A 16,868-nucleotide genomic window follows, 5' to 3' on the forward strand; every position below is an offset into this window, starting at 1 on the left:
CTGGACACGCGGCCAGCCCGAAACCAGCCCCAGATCAACCGAAGATCTGCTCGCCTTCCTCCAGCGGATGGTAGCAGGCGACCTGATGCGCCCCGGCCTCTCCCGTCGGCACGGCCAGCGGCGGCGGGGATTGCCGGCAGATATCCGTGGCCTTGGGACAGCGTGCCGCAAAGGCGCAGCCCTTGGGCGGGTTCAGCGGGTCCGGCAGGTCCGTCGCCTTGCCCTCGGGGTTCGTCAGCGGCCGCCCCACCACCGGCGCCGAAGACGCCAGCAGCTTGGTATAGGGGTGTTTCGGCGCGCGGAAGATATCCTCGGCCTGCGCCAGTTCCACCAGCGTGCCGAAATACAGCACCGCCACCCGGGTCGAGATCGCCTCGACCACCGCAAGGTCGTGACTGATGAACAGGTAGGTCAGGCCGAGGTCCGATTTCAGCTTTTCCAGCAGGTTCAGCACCTGCGCCTGCACCGACACGTCCAGCGCCGAAACCGGCTCGTCCAGGATCAGGGTCGACGCATCGGCGGCCAGCGCTCGCGCGATCCCGATCCGCTGCGCCTGCCCGCCGGAAAACTCGTGCGGATAACGCTCCAGGAATTCCTCGCGCAGGTTGACGGAGGCAAAGATCTCCCGGATCCGCGCATCCCGCGTGACCTTGTCCATGCCGTGCAGATGCTTCAGCGGCGCCTCCATCACCTGCTTGATGGATTTGCGCGGGTTCAGCGACGAAATCGGGTCCTGGAAGACATACTGGATCTTCTTGCCGAACTCCGACGGGTCCGCATTGTCCAGCGCAGCGCCATCGATCTCGATCACGCCCTCGGTCGGGTCCAGAAGCCCCACCAGCATCCGCGCCAGAGTGGATTTCCCGCAGCCGGATTCGCCCACGATGCCAAGGGTTTCGCCCTTTTCGACCTCCAGCGTGATCGGCCGCACCGCATGCACCATCGCCTTGGGCGGACGGAACATGCGCTTGCCGACCTCGAAGGTCTTGGACAGGTTCTCCAGTTTCAGCGCCGTGCTCATGCCACGTCCTCCGACAGCTTTGTTTCGGGGAAGATGCAGCGCACCGCCCGCGTCCCGTTGCCTTCCAGCTCGATCGTGCCGACCTGGCACAACGCATCCGCCTTGTCGCAGCGCGGGGCGAAGGCGCAGCCCGCGGGCAGCTTGTCCACCGCCGGCGGCAGGCCCGGGATCGCGTGCAATTCGCGCCGCCCCTCGCCCAGTTCGGGCACGCAGGCGATCAGCCGGCGGGTATAGGGATGCGCGGCATCGTCCAGCACCGCCTGGGTCGGCCCGGTTTCCACGATCCGCCCCGCATACATCACCGCCACCCGGTCACAGAGCTGCGCCACCACGCCGAAATCGTGCGTGATGAAGATGATGGACAGCCCCCGCTCCTTCCGAAGGTCGTTCAGCAGCGCAAGGATCTGCGCCTGCACGGTCACATCCAGCGCCGTGGTCGGTTCGTCCGCGATGATGACGTCCGGGTCGTTGGCCAGCGCCATGGCGATGCCGACCCGCTGGCGCATGCCGCCCGACATCTCGTGCGGATAGACCTTGGCGCGCCCTTCGGCATTGGGTATCCGCACCTGTTTCAGCAGGGCCACCGCCCGCTGCCAGGCCTCTTTCTTGGACACCTTGTGATGCACCCGGATCGCCTCGCACAGCTGATCGCCCACGGTATAAAGCGGGTGCAGCGTCGCCAGCGGGTCCTGGAAGATATAGGCCACCTTGTCGCCCCGGTAGCGGCGCAGTTTCTCGTAGGGGGCCCCGATCAGCTCGGTCTCGTCATAGCGCGCCGATCCGCCGGTGATGACCCCGGGCGGCGAGGCGACAAGCCCCATGATCGACAACGCCGTCACCGACTTGCCCGACCCGGATTCCCCGATCACGCCAAGGCACTCGCCCGGCTCGACATGCAGCGACACCTTGGACACCGCCTTGTAGACCCTCTGGCCCACGTGGAACTGCGTCTCCAGGTCGGTCAGAACCATCGTCCCGGTCTCGCGCGGCTTCGGGATCTCCGAGGTCCGCGCAACGGCCGTCGACGGCCGCGGCCGGGTCAGCGCGCCGGACCGCAGGCGCGGATCCAGTGCGTCGCGCACCCCGTCGCCCAGCAGGTTGATCGCCATGACGATGATCAGGATCATCACCCCCGGCACGATGGAGGTATGCGGATTGGTGATCAGCGCCGACCGCGCCTCGCCCAGCATCGAGCCCAGGTCGGCCTGCGGCGGTTGCGACCCCAGTCCCAGGAAGGACAGCCCCGCCGTCTCCAGGATCATCCAGCCGATGGTGGTGGACATGGCGATCACGATCACGGGGATCACGTTGGGCAGGATCTCGGTCAGGATGATCCGCAGATGCCCCTCGCCCGCCAGCTTGGCCGCGTCGACGAATTCCTTGTGCGCGATCCCCACGGTCACCCCGCGGATGTTGCGGGCAAAGAACGGGATGTTCACCGCCGCCACCGCGATCAAGGCGTTGGTCAGCCCCGGACCCAAGGCGGCCACGATCGCCAGCGCCAGCAGGATGTAGGGAAAGGCCATCAGCATGTCGACGCCGCGCATGATGATATTGTCGGTCTTGCCGCCGAAATACCCCGCGATGATCCCGATCGCCGCGCCGAAGATGGCCGCAAAGATCGCCGCGGCGATCCCCACGGCCAGGCTCAGCCGCGTGCCGTACATCAGCCGCGCCAGCAAGTCGCGCCCCAGGTGATCGGTGCCCAGCAGGTGCCCTTCGGAAAACGGTTTCACGAAACGGTTCGAGGTGTTGGTCACATCCGGATCGGGCAGCGGCAGGATCGGGGTGATCAGCGCCAGCAAAAGCACCAGCGCCATGACCACGGCCCCCGCGGCGGCCAGGCGATTGCGGATCAGAAGCTTGAGAAAGGTCATGTCTTGATCCTCGGGTCCAGAAGGCTCTGCGCCACGTCCACCGCGATGTTGAACATCACGTAGCAGGCCGCGACAAAGACGACGCCGCCCTGCACCAGCAGGATGTCACGCTTGAGGATGGCATCGACCAGCATCCGGCCCACGCCGGGCCACTGGAACACCATCTCGATATAGACCGCGCCCGACAGCACGAACCCCGCCTGCACGCCCAGGACCGGGATGATGCTGACCATCGCCGCGCGCAGCGCATGGCCCCAGATCACCCGCCCCTCGCGCACGCCCTTGGCCCGCGCGGTGCGCACGAAATCCTGCCGCAGCACTTCCAGCATGGCCGAGCGCGACAGCCGCGCCACCACGCCGGTGGCCACCACCGCCAGGGCGATGGCCGGCATGATCAGGTGGTTCAGCAAATCCGGCAGGTCGCCCCCGCCATAGATCGCGTACATCCCCGAAACCGGCAGCATCTTCCACCGCACCGCGAATAACAGGATCATCATCATGCCCAGGAAGAAGGACGGGATCGAGATCCCCAGCAGGACCGCAAAGGTGATCGCCTTGTCGGCAAAGCCATATTGCCGCGCCGCCGACACGACCCCGGCGGCGATGCCGAAGATCGCGCACAGCACAAACGACGTGCCCGCCAGGATCAGCGTGGCGGAAAACCGGTCCAGCACCTCGTCGATCACCGGGCGGTTCAGTGAAAAGGAGCGCCCGAAATCGCCGGTCAGCATGTTGCCCAGCCAGATGAAATACCGCGCCACCAGCGGCTGATCGAGGCCAAGGTCCCGGTTCAGCTTCTCGACGTTCTCCGGCGTCGCGTAGGATCCGAGGATCGCAAGCGCCGGGTCGCCCGGGATCATCGCCATGATCAGGAACACGATCACCGTGATCCCGAACAGGACCGGGATCGCCGAAACCAGTCTTTTCAGAATATACCCGCCCATAGCGGTCCTCCTTTGCTGGCCGACACCGATATTCGCGCTGGCTTGGATTGTTCGTCGACGGGTGGCATCGGATCCTGGCCCGGATCTTCATCTTGCCGGAAATACTCCCGCCGGAGGCACGCTCTTTCCGCCCCGCGGAAAGAGCGTCGGTCGGGCCGCCGTCACGCGGCCCGAAAGCTCAGTTCTTCACCACGTCCTTGAGCAGCAGGAAGAACGACGGCTCGAGTGCAAAATTCTCCACCCGGTCGTTCATCACCGCGTTCTGCTTCCAGTTGGCGACGAAGACCCAGGGCGCATCTTCCTGCACGATGGTCTGCATCTCCTTGTAGAGCTCGGCGCGCTTCTCCTGGTCGGTGGCCACGCGGGCCTCTTCCAGCAGCGTGTCGACCTCGGGGTTGGAGTAATAGCCCGAATTGAACCCGCCCTTGTCGGGCCAGGCATCGGTGCGCAGCGCCAGGTAGGGCAGCGTGTCCGGGTCATTGGTCATCCAGGCCATCTCGGCCATGTCCGCCTTGCCTTCCAGCCCCGGGTTCACTTCGCCCAGGAAGGTGTTCCACTCGTAGGTCTCGATGGTCACGTCAAAGCCCACGGCCTCCAGGTCGGCCTGGATCGCGGTGCCCATTGCCACCGGGTCCAGCATGCCCGAGCCGCCTTCGGTCACGTAGAAGGTCAGCTCGGCCCCTTCGGCGCCTGCTTCGGCCAGCAATTCCTTGGCCTTCTCGGGATCGTAGGGATAGGGCTCCAGGCTCTCGTTATAGGCCCAGGCAAAGGCCGGGGGCGTCGGGCCCGCGGCCACGTCCGCCGTGCCTTCCAGCACCTCCTCGACCAGCGCCGACTTGTTGATCGCGTAATTCGCGGCCTGGCGCACGGCCTTCTCGGCAAAGGGGCCTTCCTTGGCGTTCAGGATCAGGAACCAGACATGCGGCCCGGCCTGTTCCAGCACGGTGAAGTCGTCGCCCTGGAATTCCGACAGCGCCACGGGCGGCACTTCGACCATCACGTCGATGCCACCGGCCAGCATTTCCGCGGTGCGGGTATTGGCATCGGTGATCGGACGGAAGACGACGGCCTGGGTGCCCGGCGCACCGTCCCAGTAATCGGCATTGGCCTCAACCACGACAGCCTCGTTCGACCGCCATTCGGCAAAGGTGAAGGGCCCGGTCCCCGACGGGTTGCGCCCGAAATCGGCGCCGTATTGTTCCACTGCGGCGGGTGACACGATCAGGCCCGTGGGATAGGCAAGGTTGGACAGGAACGGCGCATAGGGCGCGTTCAGCTTGAAGGTGACGGTCAGCGGATCGACGACCGAGACCTCCTCGACGGCCGAGAAGAAGAAGGCCAGCGGGAACGGGCCGGTATCGTGATAGGGGTGCTCTTCATCCAGCATGCGATCGAAATTGAACTTCACCGCCTCGGCGTTGAACTCCGTCCCGTCATGGAACGTCACGCCCTCGCGAAGGGTGAAGGTGTATTCGGTGCCGTCCTCGCTGATCTCCCATCCCGTCGCCAGGGCAGGCTCCACCTCCAGCGTGCCGGACTTGTAGCGCACCAGCCCGTCATAGAGGTTCATCAGGATGCGGAAATCGTTCACCGCGGTGACCGCCGCCGGGTCCAGCGCCTTCGGCTCGGCGATCTGGCCGACGATCAGAACGCCCGGTGGGGTCTGCGCCTCGGCCGGGGCCACCGCCCCGAGCGCCAGCGACATGGCGACACCGGCGGCCAAGACACCCCGGCGGGTCCAGTTGAAAAAAGTGTCAGTCATGAGCCTCTCCCTGTTGCAGGCTGCGATTATTCTTCATGATAAATTGAAGTCAGGCAAATTGTCATGATAAATTCAAGTGGGCAATTGACCGGAGGACCCGCATGACCTTTTCCATCCTCGCCTATGACGCAGAAACAGGCAGATTCGGCGGCGGCGCAGCCACCGGATCCCTATGTGTCGGGGGATGGGTCCTGCGCGGTGATCTCGCCTCAGGCCTCTCCGCCAGCCAGGGCACATCGCCCTCGACCGTCTGGGGCGAAGGCGTTCTGGCCCATATGCGCAAGGGTTTGTCGGCACCCGACGCCGTCGCCGCGATGACCGATCCCGACCCGGGCCGCGCCTATCGACAGCTCGCCGCGATCGACCCGACCGGCGCGACGGCGGCCTTCACCGGCGCCGAAAGCGTGCCCGCCGCGGGCCACCGGACCGGGCCTGACGTGATCGTCGCGGGCAACATGCTGGCCGACGACTCGGTGCTCGATGCGATTCTCGACGGCTTCCTTTCGGCGCGCGGCCCCTTCAACCAGCGCATCCTCGACGCGCTTTCGGCCGGCGACAGTGCCGGGTCCGACAGCCGTGGCCTGATGTCGGCCGCCATGCTGGTGATCGGGCCGGACGTGCCGCCGCTGACCCTGCGGGTGGATCTCTCGGACACCCCCCTCGACGACCTGCGCGCCCTGCACCTGCGCGCCACGACCGGTGCCTATTCCGAATGGACCCGCCTGGTGCCGACGATCCAGACGCCGCACCGCGCGCCGACCCCCGCCGATATCGACCGGCTCAGCGCGCCTGCCGATCCCGAGGACGACATCCCGACGCCCTTCCCCGAAACCGAATGACGCCGCCCCTCAGGCCGAGATGAATCGCTTCACCATCTCGGCTTCCTGCGCTTCCATCAGCGCCTCCGCAGTGGCCATGTGATCGGACATGATCTGCCGGGCCCGTTCCGCCTCGCCCGCGCGCAGCGCCTCCAGCAATTGCAGCTGGTAGGCCCGGCCCTTCGACCACAGTTCCACGTTCGGCGGATCGTACAGCTTCCGGTAGACGGTCATGTCCGACAGCATCTGCGCCATGAACCCGATCACGAACCCCAGCAGCGCATTGTCGGCAAACTCCGCCAGCCGCTGATGCACGAGCAGCGAGGCGACATGCTGCTCCCGCTCCTCCTCCGCCGATCCTGCCGGCAGGCGCGTCCGCTCCATCAACGCCTCCAGCTCCGACAACTGCGCCTCGCTCAATTGCCCGGCCAGGGATGCGGCCAGTTCCGGCTCCAGCAACCTGCGCATCTGGTAGATGTCATGCAGGCCCAGTTCCTTGAAATAGAAGTAATTCCCCAAAAGCGCCTGGGCCCGCATCCGCGACACTTCATGCACGAAGGACCCGCCCCCCGGCCCGGTGCGCGTCTTGATCAGCCCCTGCGCCTCGAGGATGCGCATCGCCTCGCGGATCGTCCCCTTGGACCGGCCGAACCGCTCCATCATCTCGGCCTCGCCCGGCAACCGGTCCCCGCCGCGCAGCCCCTGCTCCACGACCCAGACCTTGATTGCCTCGGCCACGGCCACCGGGCGCGATTGCCGCGGGGCCTCTTCGTTCCTGTCGTCGCTCAGCGCTCCATCCCCTTCGTCGATGGCTCCCTGCCTAGCCCGTCCCGGCCCGGCGCATCAAGAAATATCATCATGAGAAATACAGGGATCCCACGGCAACCTGCCCGAATGCCCGCGCCCCGCGCCGATCAGGCACACCGCCCGGCCAGGGGCGCATCCCCTGCTTCATCTTGCCAAAAATACTCCCGCCGGAGGCCCCGTCCCCGGCCACAGGCCCCAAGGCCCGACCATGAGCACAGCCTGCGCCATACGCTCCCGTCAGCCACTCAAGCACCGGACGCAAAACGCCCTTCCCGCATCGCGGGAAGGGCGCCGGTCGGGCCGCCGTCAGGCGGCCTGAAACCAAGTGCGGAAACCTGGTGCCGGATCAATCCAGCGCTTCGTCCGTGATCTCCAGCGTATAGGCACCCTCGGGGGCCGCGGTGATCACCGGGTCCGACCCGCCGGCCAGCAGCGTGTCGACGGTCCGCTGGTAATCGGCCGGGTCAAGCGCGCCGTTGGAGCCGGCGGTCAGCTTGGCGATCTCGCCCATCATGCGCACCTGGTGCGCTTCGGTCTGGGCGCCGGTCTCGTCATAGTCCAGAACGATGCCCGCGGCCTCGTCGGGGTTCTCCTCGGCGTATTTCCAGCCCTTCATCGACGCACGGACGAACTTGACCATCTTCTCCTTGAAGGCCGGGTCTTCCAGGTTTTCTTCCAGAACGTAGATGCCGTCTTCCAGCGTGGCGACGCCCATGTCTTCATACTTGAAGGTCACCAGCTCGTCTTCCGAGACACCCGCATCCAGCACCTGACCGTATTCGTTGTAGGTCATGGTGGAAATGCAGTCGGCCTGGCGCTGGATCAGCGGATCGACGTTGAAGCCCTGCTTCAGAACCGTCACGCCATCCTCACCGCCATCGGTGGAAATGCCTTCCTGGCTCATCCAGCTCAGGAACGGGTATTCGTTGCCGAAGAACCAGACGCCGATGGTCTTGCCCTTGAAATCCTGCGGACCCTCGATGCCGGTATCCTTCCAGCAGGTCAGCATCAGGCCCGAGGATTTGAACGGCTGCGCGATGTTCACCACCGGCAGGCCCTTTTCACGGGCGGCGAGCGCCGAGGGCATCCAGTTCAGCATGGCATCCGCGCCACCACCGGCCAGAACCTGCGGCGGGGCGATGTCGGGACCGCCGGGCAGGATTTCAACCTCCAGCCCCTCTTCCTCGTAATAGCCCTTCTCGAGCGCCACGTAATAGCCCGCGAACTGGGCCTGGGTGACCCATTGCAGCTGCAGCTTGACGCTGCTGTCGGCATGGGATGCCGCAAAGGCGGGCGCGCTCAGCGCCAGCGCGATGGCCGTGGCGGCCCCGGTCAGAAGTTTCTTCATGTCTTTAGCTCCCGTTGGTTATTCATTTCATCCCCTCTGCGAGGGATGCCAGAACGTGACCTTTCGTTCGATGAGGGCCACGACACCGTAGAACGCTGACCCGGCCAGGGCGGCCACGAGGATCTCGGCCCAGACCATGTCCAGGGCCAGCTGTCCGACGGATGTTGATATGCGGAAACCCATCCCGACAATGGGGGAGCCGAAGAACTCCGCCACGATCGCCCCGATGAGCGCCAGCGTTGATGAAATTTTTAGCCCGTTGAAGACAAAGGGCATGGCCGCCGGCAGGCGCAGCGTCCAGAAGCTCTGCCAATAGCCCGCGGCCCAGGTCTTCATCTGGTCGCGCTGCATCTGCGTGGTCTCCTGCAAACCGGCGGTGATGTTCACCAGCATCGGGAAGAAGACCATGACGACGACGACCGCGGCCTTGGATTGCCAGTCGAACCCGTACCACATCACCAGGATCGGCGCGGTGCCGACGATCGGCAGGGCCGCGACGAAACTGCCCACGGGCATCAGGCCCCTGCGCAGGAAATCGCTGCGGTCGACCAGGATCGCGGTGACGAAGGCCGCGGCGCAGCCGATCACGTAGCCCGACAGCGCCCCCTTCACCACCGTCTGGACGAAATCCGCCCAGAGGATCGGCAGGCTGTCGGCAAAGCGCACGACGATCAGCGACGGCGCCGGCAGGATGACCATCGGCACGTCCAGCCCGCGTACGATCAGCTCCCACATGACCAGCAGGGTCAGGCCGAAGATCGCCGGCACCGCCAGCTTGGCCCCTTTCGTGTCTGCCTGCGCGCCATTGGCGATGCGGATGTTCATCCACCAGGCCAGGCCCCAGATCACGAGCGCGGCAATCACCAGCCCCATGACACACCTCCTGTCCGGCGCGGCGTCAGGGGCAAACCGACGGCGCACCGACACAATACCGACGTGATACCGACGTGATACCGACGGGCGTTTTTGCGCATTTTCATCGCCCCACCCCCATCCGTTTCAGCGTCGCCCGTTCCATCGCCGCGACCGCCGCGACCAGCACCGCCGCCAGGATCGCCGTCGCGAACAAAGCCGACCAGATCTGGATCGTCTGGCCGTAATAGCTGCCCGTCAGCAACCGCGCGCCCAGCCCCCGGACCGCGCCCGTCGGCAGCTCTCCGACGATGGCACCCACCAGCGAGGCCGCGATGCCGATCTTCAGCGAGGCAAACAGATAGGGCATCGAGGCCGGCAGCCGCAGCTTCCAGAAGGTCTGGCTCCGCGACGCGCTCCAGGTCCGCATCTGGTCGATCTGCATCTGCGACGGCGACCGGAAGCCCTTCACCATGCCGACCACGACCGGGAAGAACGACAGGTAGGCCGAGATGATGGCCTTGGGTATAAGCCCCTGAAGCCCAACGGAATTCAGAACTACGATGATCATCGGTGCAATGGCGAGGATGGGGATCGTCTGGGACGCGATCGCCCAGGGCATGACGCTCATGTCCATGGCCCGCGAATGCACGATCCCGACCGCCAGCAGGATGCCCGCGACGGTGCCGATGCCAAAGCCCAGAAGCGTCGCGCTCAGCGTGACCCAGCCGTGGAAGATCAGCGACCGCTTGGAGGTCACCTTCTTCTCCACCGTCGTCTCCCACAGCTCCGTCACCACCTGGTGCGGCGCGGGAAGACGCGGCTTGTCCTGCGCCCAGGTATCGCCCCAGATGCCGGTATTGCGCAGCGCCAGGGCAATGGCACCCATATCCCTCCGCTCCGCCGCCCCCTCGGGGTCGATCACCATCCCGGCCCGCTCTGCCTGTGTCGCGGCCGTATGAATGTTCATCGGAATACAGGCCGCGTACCACAGCCCCACGATCACGGCGACCACGACCGCCACGGGGAAGATCGTCCGCATCATGCGCCCCCACCCCCGGCTTCATCTTGCCAGAAATACTCACGACACGGCGCTGGCCAAGGGCGCTCCGTCGCAGAACAGGGTGCCGGGCGTTCAGTCATAGGCATGCCCCGCCCTCAGCCCCTCGCGGACGCGGTGTGCGATTTCCAGGAATTCGGGGGTATCACGGATATCCAGCGGCCGCTCCTTCGGCAGCGGACTGTCGATCACATCGGTGATCCGCCCGGGCCGCGGCGACATGACCACGATCTTGGTCGACAGATACACCGCTTCGGGGATCGAATGAGTGACGAAACCGATCGTCTTGCCGGTCCGCGCCCAGAGCTTCAGCAGCTCTTCGTTCAGGTGGTCGCGCACGATTTCATCAAGCGCACCAAAGGGTTCGTCCATCAGCAGGATATCGGCATCGAACGACAGCGCCCGCGCGATGGAGGCCCGCTGCTGCATGCCCCCCGACAGCTGCCAGGGGAACTTGCCGCCGAACCCGGCAAGATCGACCAGCTCCAGCACCTGCTCGACGCGCTTCTTCTGCTCGGCCTTGGAAAAGCCCATGATCTCGAGCGGCAGCTTGATGTTGCCCGCGATCGTACGCCAGGGATACAGCCCCGCCGCCTGGAACACATAGCCATAAGCCCTTGCCTGACGAGCATTTTCCGGGGTCATCCCGTTGACCGTCAGTTCTCCGCCCGTCGGCGTTTCCAACGCCGCGATGCACCGCAGGAAGGTGGTCTTGCCACAGCCCGACGGGCCGATGAAGGACACGAACTCCCCCTTGCCGATATCGAGGTCCACACCCTTAAGGGCATGGACCGGGCCGTCATTGGTTTCGAAGGTCAGATCAAGGGACTTGGCCGAGATCACAGGTACTTGGCTCACTTAGATCCCCGCCGGAATGTTCATCGGGTCACGCTCGACGGACCGCGGAGAGTTCAGCTCTTTCCACTTCGACAGCGCCTTGTGGGCGGAGGCGAAGGGTTTGCGCGGCACGAACCGGCCGCGGCCGGGCTGGGGCTGCGAATTCTGACCCCAGGCCCAGATGACCTCGCCACGCGACAGGGTGTAACGCGGCTGGGCGGTGACCTCGTAGCCCTCGAACACGTTGTAATCGAGGATGGAATGGTGGTTCGACGCGCTGATCGTCTTGGAGATCGACGGGTCCCAGACCACCACATCCGCATCCGCGCCCGGCACCAGCGCGCCCTTCTTGGGATACATGTTCAGGATCTTGGCGATGTTGGACGAGGTGACGGCGACGAATTCCTCCGGCGTCAGGCGGCCGGTTTCCACGCCGAAGGTCCAGAGCACGGCAAGGCGTTCTTCCAACCCGTTGGTACCATTGGGGATTTTCGTGAAATCGCCCACCCCCATCCGCTTCTGTTCGGAGGAGAACGCGGCGTGGTCAGTGGCCACGACCTGAAGCGACCCGGCCTGAAGCCCGGCCCACAAACCGTCCTGGTGTTCCTTGCCACGGAACGGCGGCGACATCACCCGGCAGGCAGAATGCAGCCAGTCCTCGGACAGGTATTCATCGTCATCCAGCGTCAGGAATTGCGCCAGCGGTTCGCCGTAGACGCGCATCCCCTTCTGGCGGGCCCGGCGGATCGCCTCGTGGGCCTGTTCGCAGGAGACATGCACGATATAAAGCGGCACACCGGCGGCATCGGCGATGGTGATCGCGCGGTTCGCGGCCTCGCCCTCGAATTCCGGCGGACGCGAGCGGGCATGCCATTCCGGCCCGGTTTTGCCCTCGGCCAGGAACTTCTTCTGCATCAGGTCGACAAGGTCACCGTTCTCGGCATGGACCATGGGCAGCGCGCCCAGTTCCTTGCAGCGAGAGAAGGATGCGAACATCTCGTCATCCTCGACCATCAGCGCGCCCTTGTAGGCCATGAAGTGCTTGAAGGAGTTCACACCCGCATCAACTGCGTCCTTCATCTCGTTGAAAACATTCTCGTTCCAGCCGGTGACCGCCATGTGATAACCGATGTCGGAGCAGATCTGCGGGGCCGATTTGCGGTGCCATTCCTGGATCGCGTTCTTGATCGACCCGTCTTCGCCCGGCAGGCAGAAATCGATCAGCATCGTGGTGCCGCCCGTGGCCGCGGCCCAGGTGCCCGTCTCGAAGGTCTCGGCGGCGGTCGTGCCCATGAAGGGCATTTCCAGGTGGGTGTGCGGGTCTATGCCGCCGGGGATCACGTAGGCTTCGGAGGCGTCGATCACCTCGTCGCCCTTCAGGTTCTCCCCAATCTCGGCGATGGTTTCGCCCTCGATCAGCACGTCGCCCTTGAACTGGCGGTCGGCGGTCACGATCGTCCCGCCCTTGATGACCTTGCTCATGAGAGTTCTCCCTGTTTCTTTTGACATGACAAACCGCGCCACTGTCCACATTCGGACAGGGCGCGCCCGCGCATCGTGCGCGGCGTGGCAGATTGTTCAGCGAACGGGCCGAGGATCATCCCCCCGCCCGCGTGACTTACTCGCAGAGCGGCCCGCGACCGCTTTGCACCGGCACCATCGACCCATCGGCCGCCGGCTGATGGAAGCAGCCGTTTTCGTCCATGACGATGCTGTCCGGCCCCAGCGGCACCGGGGCCGCGGGTTTCATTTCCGGCGCCATGATGGACACGTTGTCCGGCTTCATCGGATTGTGGGACTTGATATAGGCGCATCCGGAGGTCCCGGAGAGCAGGACGGCACAGAATAGGCCGATCGAGATTTTTGTAGGCATGGTCGCACCCCTTTTCGGCTGCGAAAAAGTCATTGAAACGGGCCGCGCCCGAATGACCCCGCCCAGACTTATCTTGCCCCGAGCCCTGCCGTTGCGGCAAGCCTCTTGATGCACGCATAACGCGCAAGAACTGTTTCCCTTGCAAATCAGAGCATTGTCCCGCGGCCTGCGCCCCGGTTGTGCCAGGATGCAGCTGGATCACTCGACGATCTCCGCCGTTTCGACTACCGCATGCAGCAGGACATCCGCGCCGGCGGTCGCCCATTCCTTGCTGATCTCTTCGGCCTCGTTATGGCTCAGCCCGTCGACACAGGGACACATGATCATCGCTGTCGGTGCGACCTGGTTGATCCAGCAGGCATCGTGGCCCGCACCCGAAATGATGTCGCGTTGCGAATATCCCAGGCGTTCGGCCGCGTCGCGCAGGGCAGTGACGCAGCCATCGTCGAACTTGACCGGATCGAAGCCGCCGACCTTTTCAAATTCGACCTTCAACTCCATCTCGTCGCAAATCTTTTGGGCGCCCTCTTTCAGGCGGGCCTCCATATCCTCGATCACCGACAGTTCCGGCGAGCGGAAGTCGACGGTGAAGACGACCTTGCCGGGGATCACGTTGCGCGAGTTCGGGAAGACCTCGATATGGCCCGCGGCCCCGACGGCGTCGGGTTTGTTGGACCAGGCGATTTCGTCCACCAGTTGCAGCACCTTGGCCATGCCCAGGCCCGCATTGCGGCGCATCGGCATCGGGGTCGACCCGGTATGGGCGTCCTTGCCGGTGATCGTCACCTGCGTCCAGGACAGGCCCTGGCCATGGGTCACGATGCCCACATCCTTGCCCTCTGCCTCGAGGATCGGGCCCTGTTCGATATGCAGTTCGAAGAAGGCATGCATCTTGCGGCTGCCCACGGGCTCTTCGCCCTCCCAGCCGATGCGCTTCAATTCATCGCCGAATTTCAGACCCTTGGCGTCTTCGCGATCCTTGGCCCATGCCTCGGTATGGACACCGGCGAACACACCGGAGGCCAGCATGGCGGGGGCGTAGCGGGTGCCCTCTTCGTTGGTCCAGTTGGTCACGACGATCGGGTGCTTGGTCTTCACGTCCAGATCATTGAGCGTACGGATCAGTTCCAGTGCGCCGAGGACGCCCAGAACCCCGTCATATTTACCGCCCGTCGGCTGCGTATCGAGGTGAGAGCCCACATAGACCGGCAGCGCGTCCGGGTCGGCACCGGGGCGCATGGCGAACATGTTGCCCATCGTGTCGAGCCCCATTTCGCACCCCGCATCCTCGCACCATTTCTGGAACAGCGCGCGGCCCTCCGCATCCTCGTCGGTCAGGGTCTGGCGGTTGTTGCCGCCCGCGACGCCGGGGCCGATCTTTGCCATCTCCATCAGGCTGTCCCACAAACGGTCGCCATTGATTCTGAAGTTTTCGCCGGGTGCCGCCATCGTATTCTCCTGGGCCGGAACATTTTGACCAATCGGTCAAAGCGAGGCTATCAGAGCGCAAGACCCAGTCAAGAAAATCGCCCGGCCAAACAGCAGCGAACTACCCGGCAATGACCATTTTTTGGTCACGGCTGGACTTGCCCGGCAAACTGCGAAACATTGATCCTCAAGACATTTTCGAAGCCGAGGCCTTGCAGTGAAAGACAATCCCGCCGGACAGACACGTATCCAACGGCATAAGATCGCGACCATCACGGATGCCGCCCTCGACGTATTCTCCACGCATGGGTTCCGCGGCTCCACCGTTGACCAGATCGCGAAGGCGGCAGAGCTGTCGAAACCGAACCTGCTGTATTATTTCCCCAGCAAGGAGGCGATCCACACCCACCTGCTGGACAACCTTCTGGACATCTGGGTCGATCCGCTGCGCCAGTTGGATCCCGAGGGCGATCCGCTGGAGGAAATCCTCACCTATGTGCGCCGCAAGCTGGCGATGAGCCGCGACATGCCGCGCGAAAGCCGGCTGTTCGCGAACGAGGTCCTCCAGGGCGCGCAGCATATTGGCGACTCGCTGTCGAATTTCCTCAAGCCGCTGGTCGATGAAAAGGCCGCGGTCATTCAATTATGGATGGACCAGGGCGCGCTGAAACCGTCCGATCCGCGTCACCTGATCTTTTCCATCTGGTCGCTGACGCAGCATTACGCGGATTTCGACGTGCAGGTGCGCGCCGTCCTGGGGCCGGAGGTCGAAGACCCCTTCCCCGAAGCCGAGGATTACCTGATCACGCTTTTCAGCCGCCAGCTGAAGGTCTGATCCCCCCTCCGCGACCCATTTTGCGATTTTGCACACCCGCCTGACGGGGTTTGTCCCCTTGCCTCCGGCACGTCCTGCTTCTAGCTGGTCCCAGGGGAGGCGCAGACAGGGTCCTCACCGATCCTCACGAGACAGAAAGCAGGTCCCGATGACCGACAAGACGGCCGACGCGCCGACCGCCGCAATGACCGGCGCGGCCAAGGAAATCTCTGCCCGCGCGGTTCTGTTCGCCCTCGCCATGGGTGGGTTCGCCATCGGCACGACGGAATTCGCGGCCATGGCGCTGGTGCCGGATTTCGCCGCCGATCTGGGCGTGACCGAGGCCAAAGCCGCCGATGCGATCAGCGCCTATGCGCTTGGCGTGGTCGTCGGCGCGCCGGTGCTGGCCGTGGCCGGCGCCCGGATGCGCAAACGGATGCTGCTGATCTGGCTGATGCTGGCCTTCGCCGTCTTCAACACGCTGTCCGCCCTTGCCCCGAGCTTCGGCCTGTTCACCGCGTCGCGGTTCCTGTCAGGCCTGCCGCACGGCGCCTATTTCGGCGTTGCTGCATTGGTCGCGGCCTCGGTCGTGCCGCGCAACAAGCGTGCCTCGGCGGTGGCGCGGGTCTTCCTGGGCCTGACCATCGCCACGACCATCGGCGTTCCGGCGGCTAGTTTCCTGAGCCAGTTCATCGGCTGGCGGTCGGGCTTTGTCATCGTCGGCGGGTTGGCCCTGGCCACGGCCGTCGCGGTCTACCTCAAGGCCCCGCGCACTCCCGCCGATCCCGATGCCAACCCCCTGCGCGAACTGGGCGCCCTGAAAAACCGGCAGGTGATCCTTACGCTGTTGACCGGGGCTATAGGCTTTGGCGGGTTCTTTGCGGTCTACACCTATATCGCCTCTACCGTGCAGACGACGTTGGGCGGGTCCGAAACCGCCGTCGCGGCGATGTTGATGGTGGCCGGGCTGGGCATGACCGTCTTCACCATCGTGATGGGTGCGCTGGCCGATCGCAGCCTGAACGTCACCGCCTTCATCGCCTTCGCGGGCGGCGTGGTCGTTCTGGGCCTCTACCCCGCCGCCGCCTATGGCGGGCTGTGGTCGATGGCCGTCGTGATCGGCTTCATGGGCGTGTTGGGCGGCGTGTCGACGGTGATGCAGACCCGGCTGATGAACGTCGCGGGCGATGCGCAGCAATTGGCGGCGTCCCTGCACCATGCAGCATTCAACACCGCCAACGCCCTTGGCCCCTTCCTGGCGGCACGGGTGATCGAGGCCGGGTACGGCTTCCCAGCCTCGGGCTATGTCGGCGCGGGGCTGAGTGCGGCCGGTTTCGTCCTTTACGCGGTGACGCTGTGGGATGCGCGGCGCAGCGGGCTGGAATAGGCCAAGCCACTCAAAAGGCATGAAAAAAGGGGGCCGAGGC

At 64.8% G+C, this 16,868-nt stretch carries 15 protein-coding genes; 3 read left to right on the top strand and 12 right to left on the bottom strand.

The annotated features are described in order from the left end of the window. Positions 1-34 precede the first annotated feature (34 nt). The 4 genes from ATO9_RS08655 to ATO9_RS08670 all read right to left on the bottom strand — a co-directional run bounded on the left by ATO9_RS08655 (position 35) and on the right by ATO9_RS08670 (position 5,604). The gene (locus ATO9_RS08655) at positions 35-1,021 is read right to left on the bottom strand and encodes an ABC transporter ATP-binding protein (protein ID WP_043747566.1); all 987 of its coding nucleotides are present in this window, start codon (positions 1,019-1,021) and stop codon (positions 35-37) included. Continuing rightward, positions 1,018-2,898 (bottom strand): dipeptide/oligopeptide/nickel ABC transporter permease/ATP-binding protein, encoded by a 1,881-nt coding sequence (locus ATO9_RS08660; protein WP_043747567.1) that lies wholly within the window; start codon positions 2,896-2,898, stop codon positions 1,018-1,020. The genes ATO9_RS08655 and ATO9_RS08660 overlap by 4 nt, the downstream gene beginning before the upstream one ends. Next, positions 2,895-3,842 (bottom strand): ABC transporter permease, encoded by a 948-nt coding sequence (locus ATO9_RS08665; protein WP_043747568.1) that lies wholly within the window; start codon positions 3,840-3,842, stop codon positions 2,895-2,897. Before ATO9_RS08665 ends, ATO9_RS08660 begins: the two co-directional genes overlap by 4 nt. A gap of 178 nt (positions 3,843-4,020) precedes the next feature. After that, entirely contained in the window at positions 4,021-5,604 is a 1,584-nt protein-coding gene (locus ATO9_RS08670) for an ABC transporter substrate-binding protein (protein ID WP_043747569.1), read from the bottom strand. 101 nt (positions 5,605-5,705) lie between these two features. Here ATO9_RS08670 and ATO9_RS08675 point away from each other — a divergent pair, with 101 nt between their 5' ends. Then, complete coding sequence (locus tag ATO9_RS08675) at positions 5,706-6,443, top strand: DUF1028 domain-containing protein (RefSeq protein WP_052418194.1); 738 nt, start codon at positions 5,706-5,708, stop codon at positions 6,441-6,443. A 9-nt stretch (positions 6,444-6,452) separates the two neighbouring features. On the opposite strand, the gene ATO9_RS08680 is transcribed toward ATO9_RS08675, so the two are convergent. From ATO9_RS08680 to ATO9_RS08715, 8 genes are all read right to left on the bottom strand, one after another. Then, positions 6,453-7,166 carry a FadR/GntR family transcriptional regulator gene (locus tag ATO9_RS08680; RefSeq protein ID WP_043747570.1) on the bottom strand — a complete coding sequence of 238 codons (714 nt, stop codon included), beginning with the start codon at positions 7,164-7,166 and terminating at the stop codon, positions 6,453-6,455. A 409-nt stretch (positions 7,167-7,575) separates the two neighbouring features. After that, positions 7,576-8,577, bottom strand: a complete 1,002-nt coding sequence (locus tag ATO9_RS08685) for an ABC transporter substrate-binding protein (RefSeq protein ID WP_043747571.1) — start codon at positions 8,575-8,577, stop codon at positions 7,576-7,578. Between the two features lie 27 nt (positions 8,578-8,604). Then, on the bottom strand, positions 8,605-9,450 hold the full coding sequence (locus ATO9_RS08690) for an ABC transporter permease (protein WP_043747572.1): 846 nt from the start codon (positions 9,448-9,450) through the stop codon (positions 8,605-8,607). Between the two features lie 103 nt (positions 9,451-9,553). Further along, the gene (locus ATO9_RS08695; RefSeq protein ID WP_043748547.1) at positions 9,554-10,471 is read right to left on the bottom strand and encodes an ABC transporter permease; all 918 of its coding nucleotides are present in this window, start codon (positions 10,469-10,471) and stop codon (positions 9,554-9,556) included. Positions 10,472-10,564: 93 nt separating this feature from the next. Continuing rightward, the gene (locus tag ATO9_RS08700; protein WP_052418195.1) at positions 10,565-11,347 is read right to left on the bottom strand and encodes an ABC transporter ATP-binding protein; all 783 of its coding nucleotides are present in this window, start codon (positions 11,345-11,347) and stop codon (positions 10,565-10,567) included. After that, positions 11,348-12,808, bottom strand: coding sequence for a dihydropyrimidinase (gene hydA, locus ATO9_RS08705; protein ID WP_043747574.1), 1,461 nt, complete (start codon positions 12,806-12,808; stop codon positions 11,348-11,350). Positions 12,809-12,944: 136 nt separating this feature from the next. After that, a complete protein-coding gene (locus ATO9_RS08710) occupies positions 12,945-13,199 on the bottom strand; it encodes a hypothetical protein (protein ID WP_043747575.1) in 255 nt (84 codons plus the stop codon). A gap of 198 nt (positions 13,200-13,397) precedes the next feature. Then, positions 13,398-14,648 (bottom strand): Zn-dependent hydrolase, encoded by a 1,251-nt coding sequence (locus ATO9_RS08715; protein ID WP_043747576.1) that lies wholly within the window; start codon positions 14,646-14,648, stop codon positions 13,398-13,400. A 196-nt stretch (positions 14,649-14,844) separates the two neighbouring features. Between ATO9_RS08715 and ATO9_RS08720 the strand changes: the two genes are divergently transcribed. Then, entirely contained in the window at positions 14,845-15,462 is a 618-nt protein-coding gene (locus tag ATO9_RS08720; protein WP_043747577.1) for a TetR family transcriptional regulator C-terminal domain-containing protein, read from the top strand. 148 nt (positions 15,463-15,610) lie between these two features. Continuing rightward, a complete protein-coding gene (locus ATO9_RS08725) occupies positions 15,611-16,828 on the top strand; it encodes an MFS transporter (RefSeq protein ID WP_081979502.1) in 1,218 nt (405 codons plus the stop codon). Positions 16,829-16,868: the final 40 nt, after the last annotated feature.

The sequence above is a fragment of the Pseudooceanicola atlanticus genome (genome assembly GCF_000768315.1).
GTDB lineage: Bacteria > Pseudomonadota > Alphaproteobacteria > Rhodobacterales > Rhodobacteraceae > Pseudooceanicola > Pseudooceanicola atlanticus.

What these genes read in the sequence shown, in the direction of transcription:
- ATO9_RS08655 (WP_043747566.1), bottom strand. Translation starts at nt 1,021, where the DNA reads ATGAGCACGGCGCTGAAACTGGAGAACCTGTCCAAGACCTTCGAGGTC.
- ATO9_RS08660 (WP_043747567.1), bottom strand. Translation starts at nt 2,898, where the DNA reads ATGACCTTTCTCAAGCTTCTGATCCGCAATCGCCTGGCCGCCGCGGGG.
- ATO9_RS08665 (WP_043747568.1), bottom strand. Translation starts at nt 3,842, where the DNA reads ATGGGCGGGTATATTCTGAAAAGACTGGTTTCGGCGATCCCGGTCCTG.
- ATO9_RS08670 (WP_043747569.1), bottom strand. Translation starts at nt 5,604, where the DNA reads ATGACTGACACTTTTTTCAACTGGACCCGCCGGGGTGTCTTGGCCGCC.
- ATO9_RS08675 (WP_052418194.1), top strand. Translation starts at nt 5,706, where the DNA reads ATGACCTTTTCCATCCTCGCCTATGACGCAGAAACAGGCAGATTCGGC.
- ATO9_RS08685 (WP_043747571.1), bottom strand. Translation starts at nt 8,577, where the DNA reads ATGAAGAAACTTCTGACCGGGGCCGCCACGGCCATCGCGCTGGCGCTG.
- ATO9_RS08690 (WP_043747572.1), bottom strand. Translation starts at nt 9,450, where the DNA reads ATGGGGCTGGTGATTGCCGCGCTCGTGATCTGGGGCCTGGCCTGGTGG.
- ATO9_RS08695 (WP_043748547.1), bottom strand. Translation starts at nt 10,471, where the DNA reads ATGCGGACGATCTTCCCCGTGGCGGTCGTGGTCGCCGTGATCGTGGGG.
- hydA (WP_043747574.1), bottom strand. Translation starts at nt 12,808, where the DNA reads ATGAGCAAGGTCATCAAGGGCGGGACGATCGTGACCGCCGACCGCCAG.
- ATO9_RS08710 (WP_043747575.1), bottom strand. Translation starts at nt 13,199, where the DNA reads ATGCCTACAAAAATCTCGATCGGCCTATTCTGTGCCGTCCTGCTCTCC.
- ATO9_RS08715 (WP_043747576.1), bottom strand. Translation starts at nt 14,648, where the DNA reads ATGGCGGCACCCGGCGAAAACTTCAGAATCAATGGCGACCGTTTGTGG.
- ATO9_RS08725 (WP_081979502.1), top strand. Translation starts at nt 15,611, where the DNA reads ATGACCGACAAGACGGCCGACGCGCCGACCGCCGCAATGACCGGCGCG.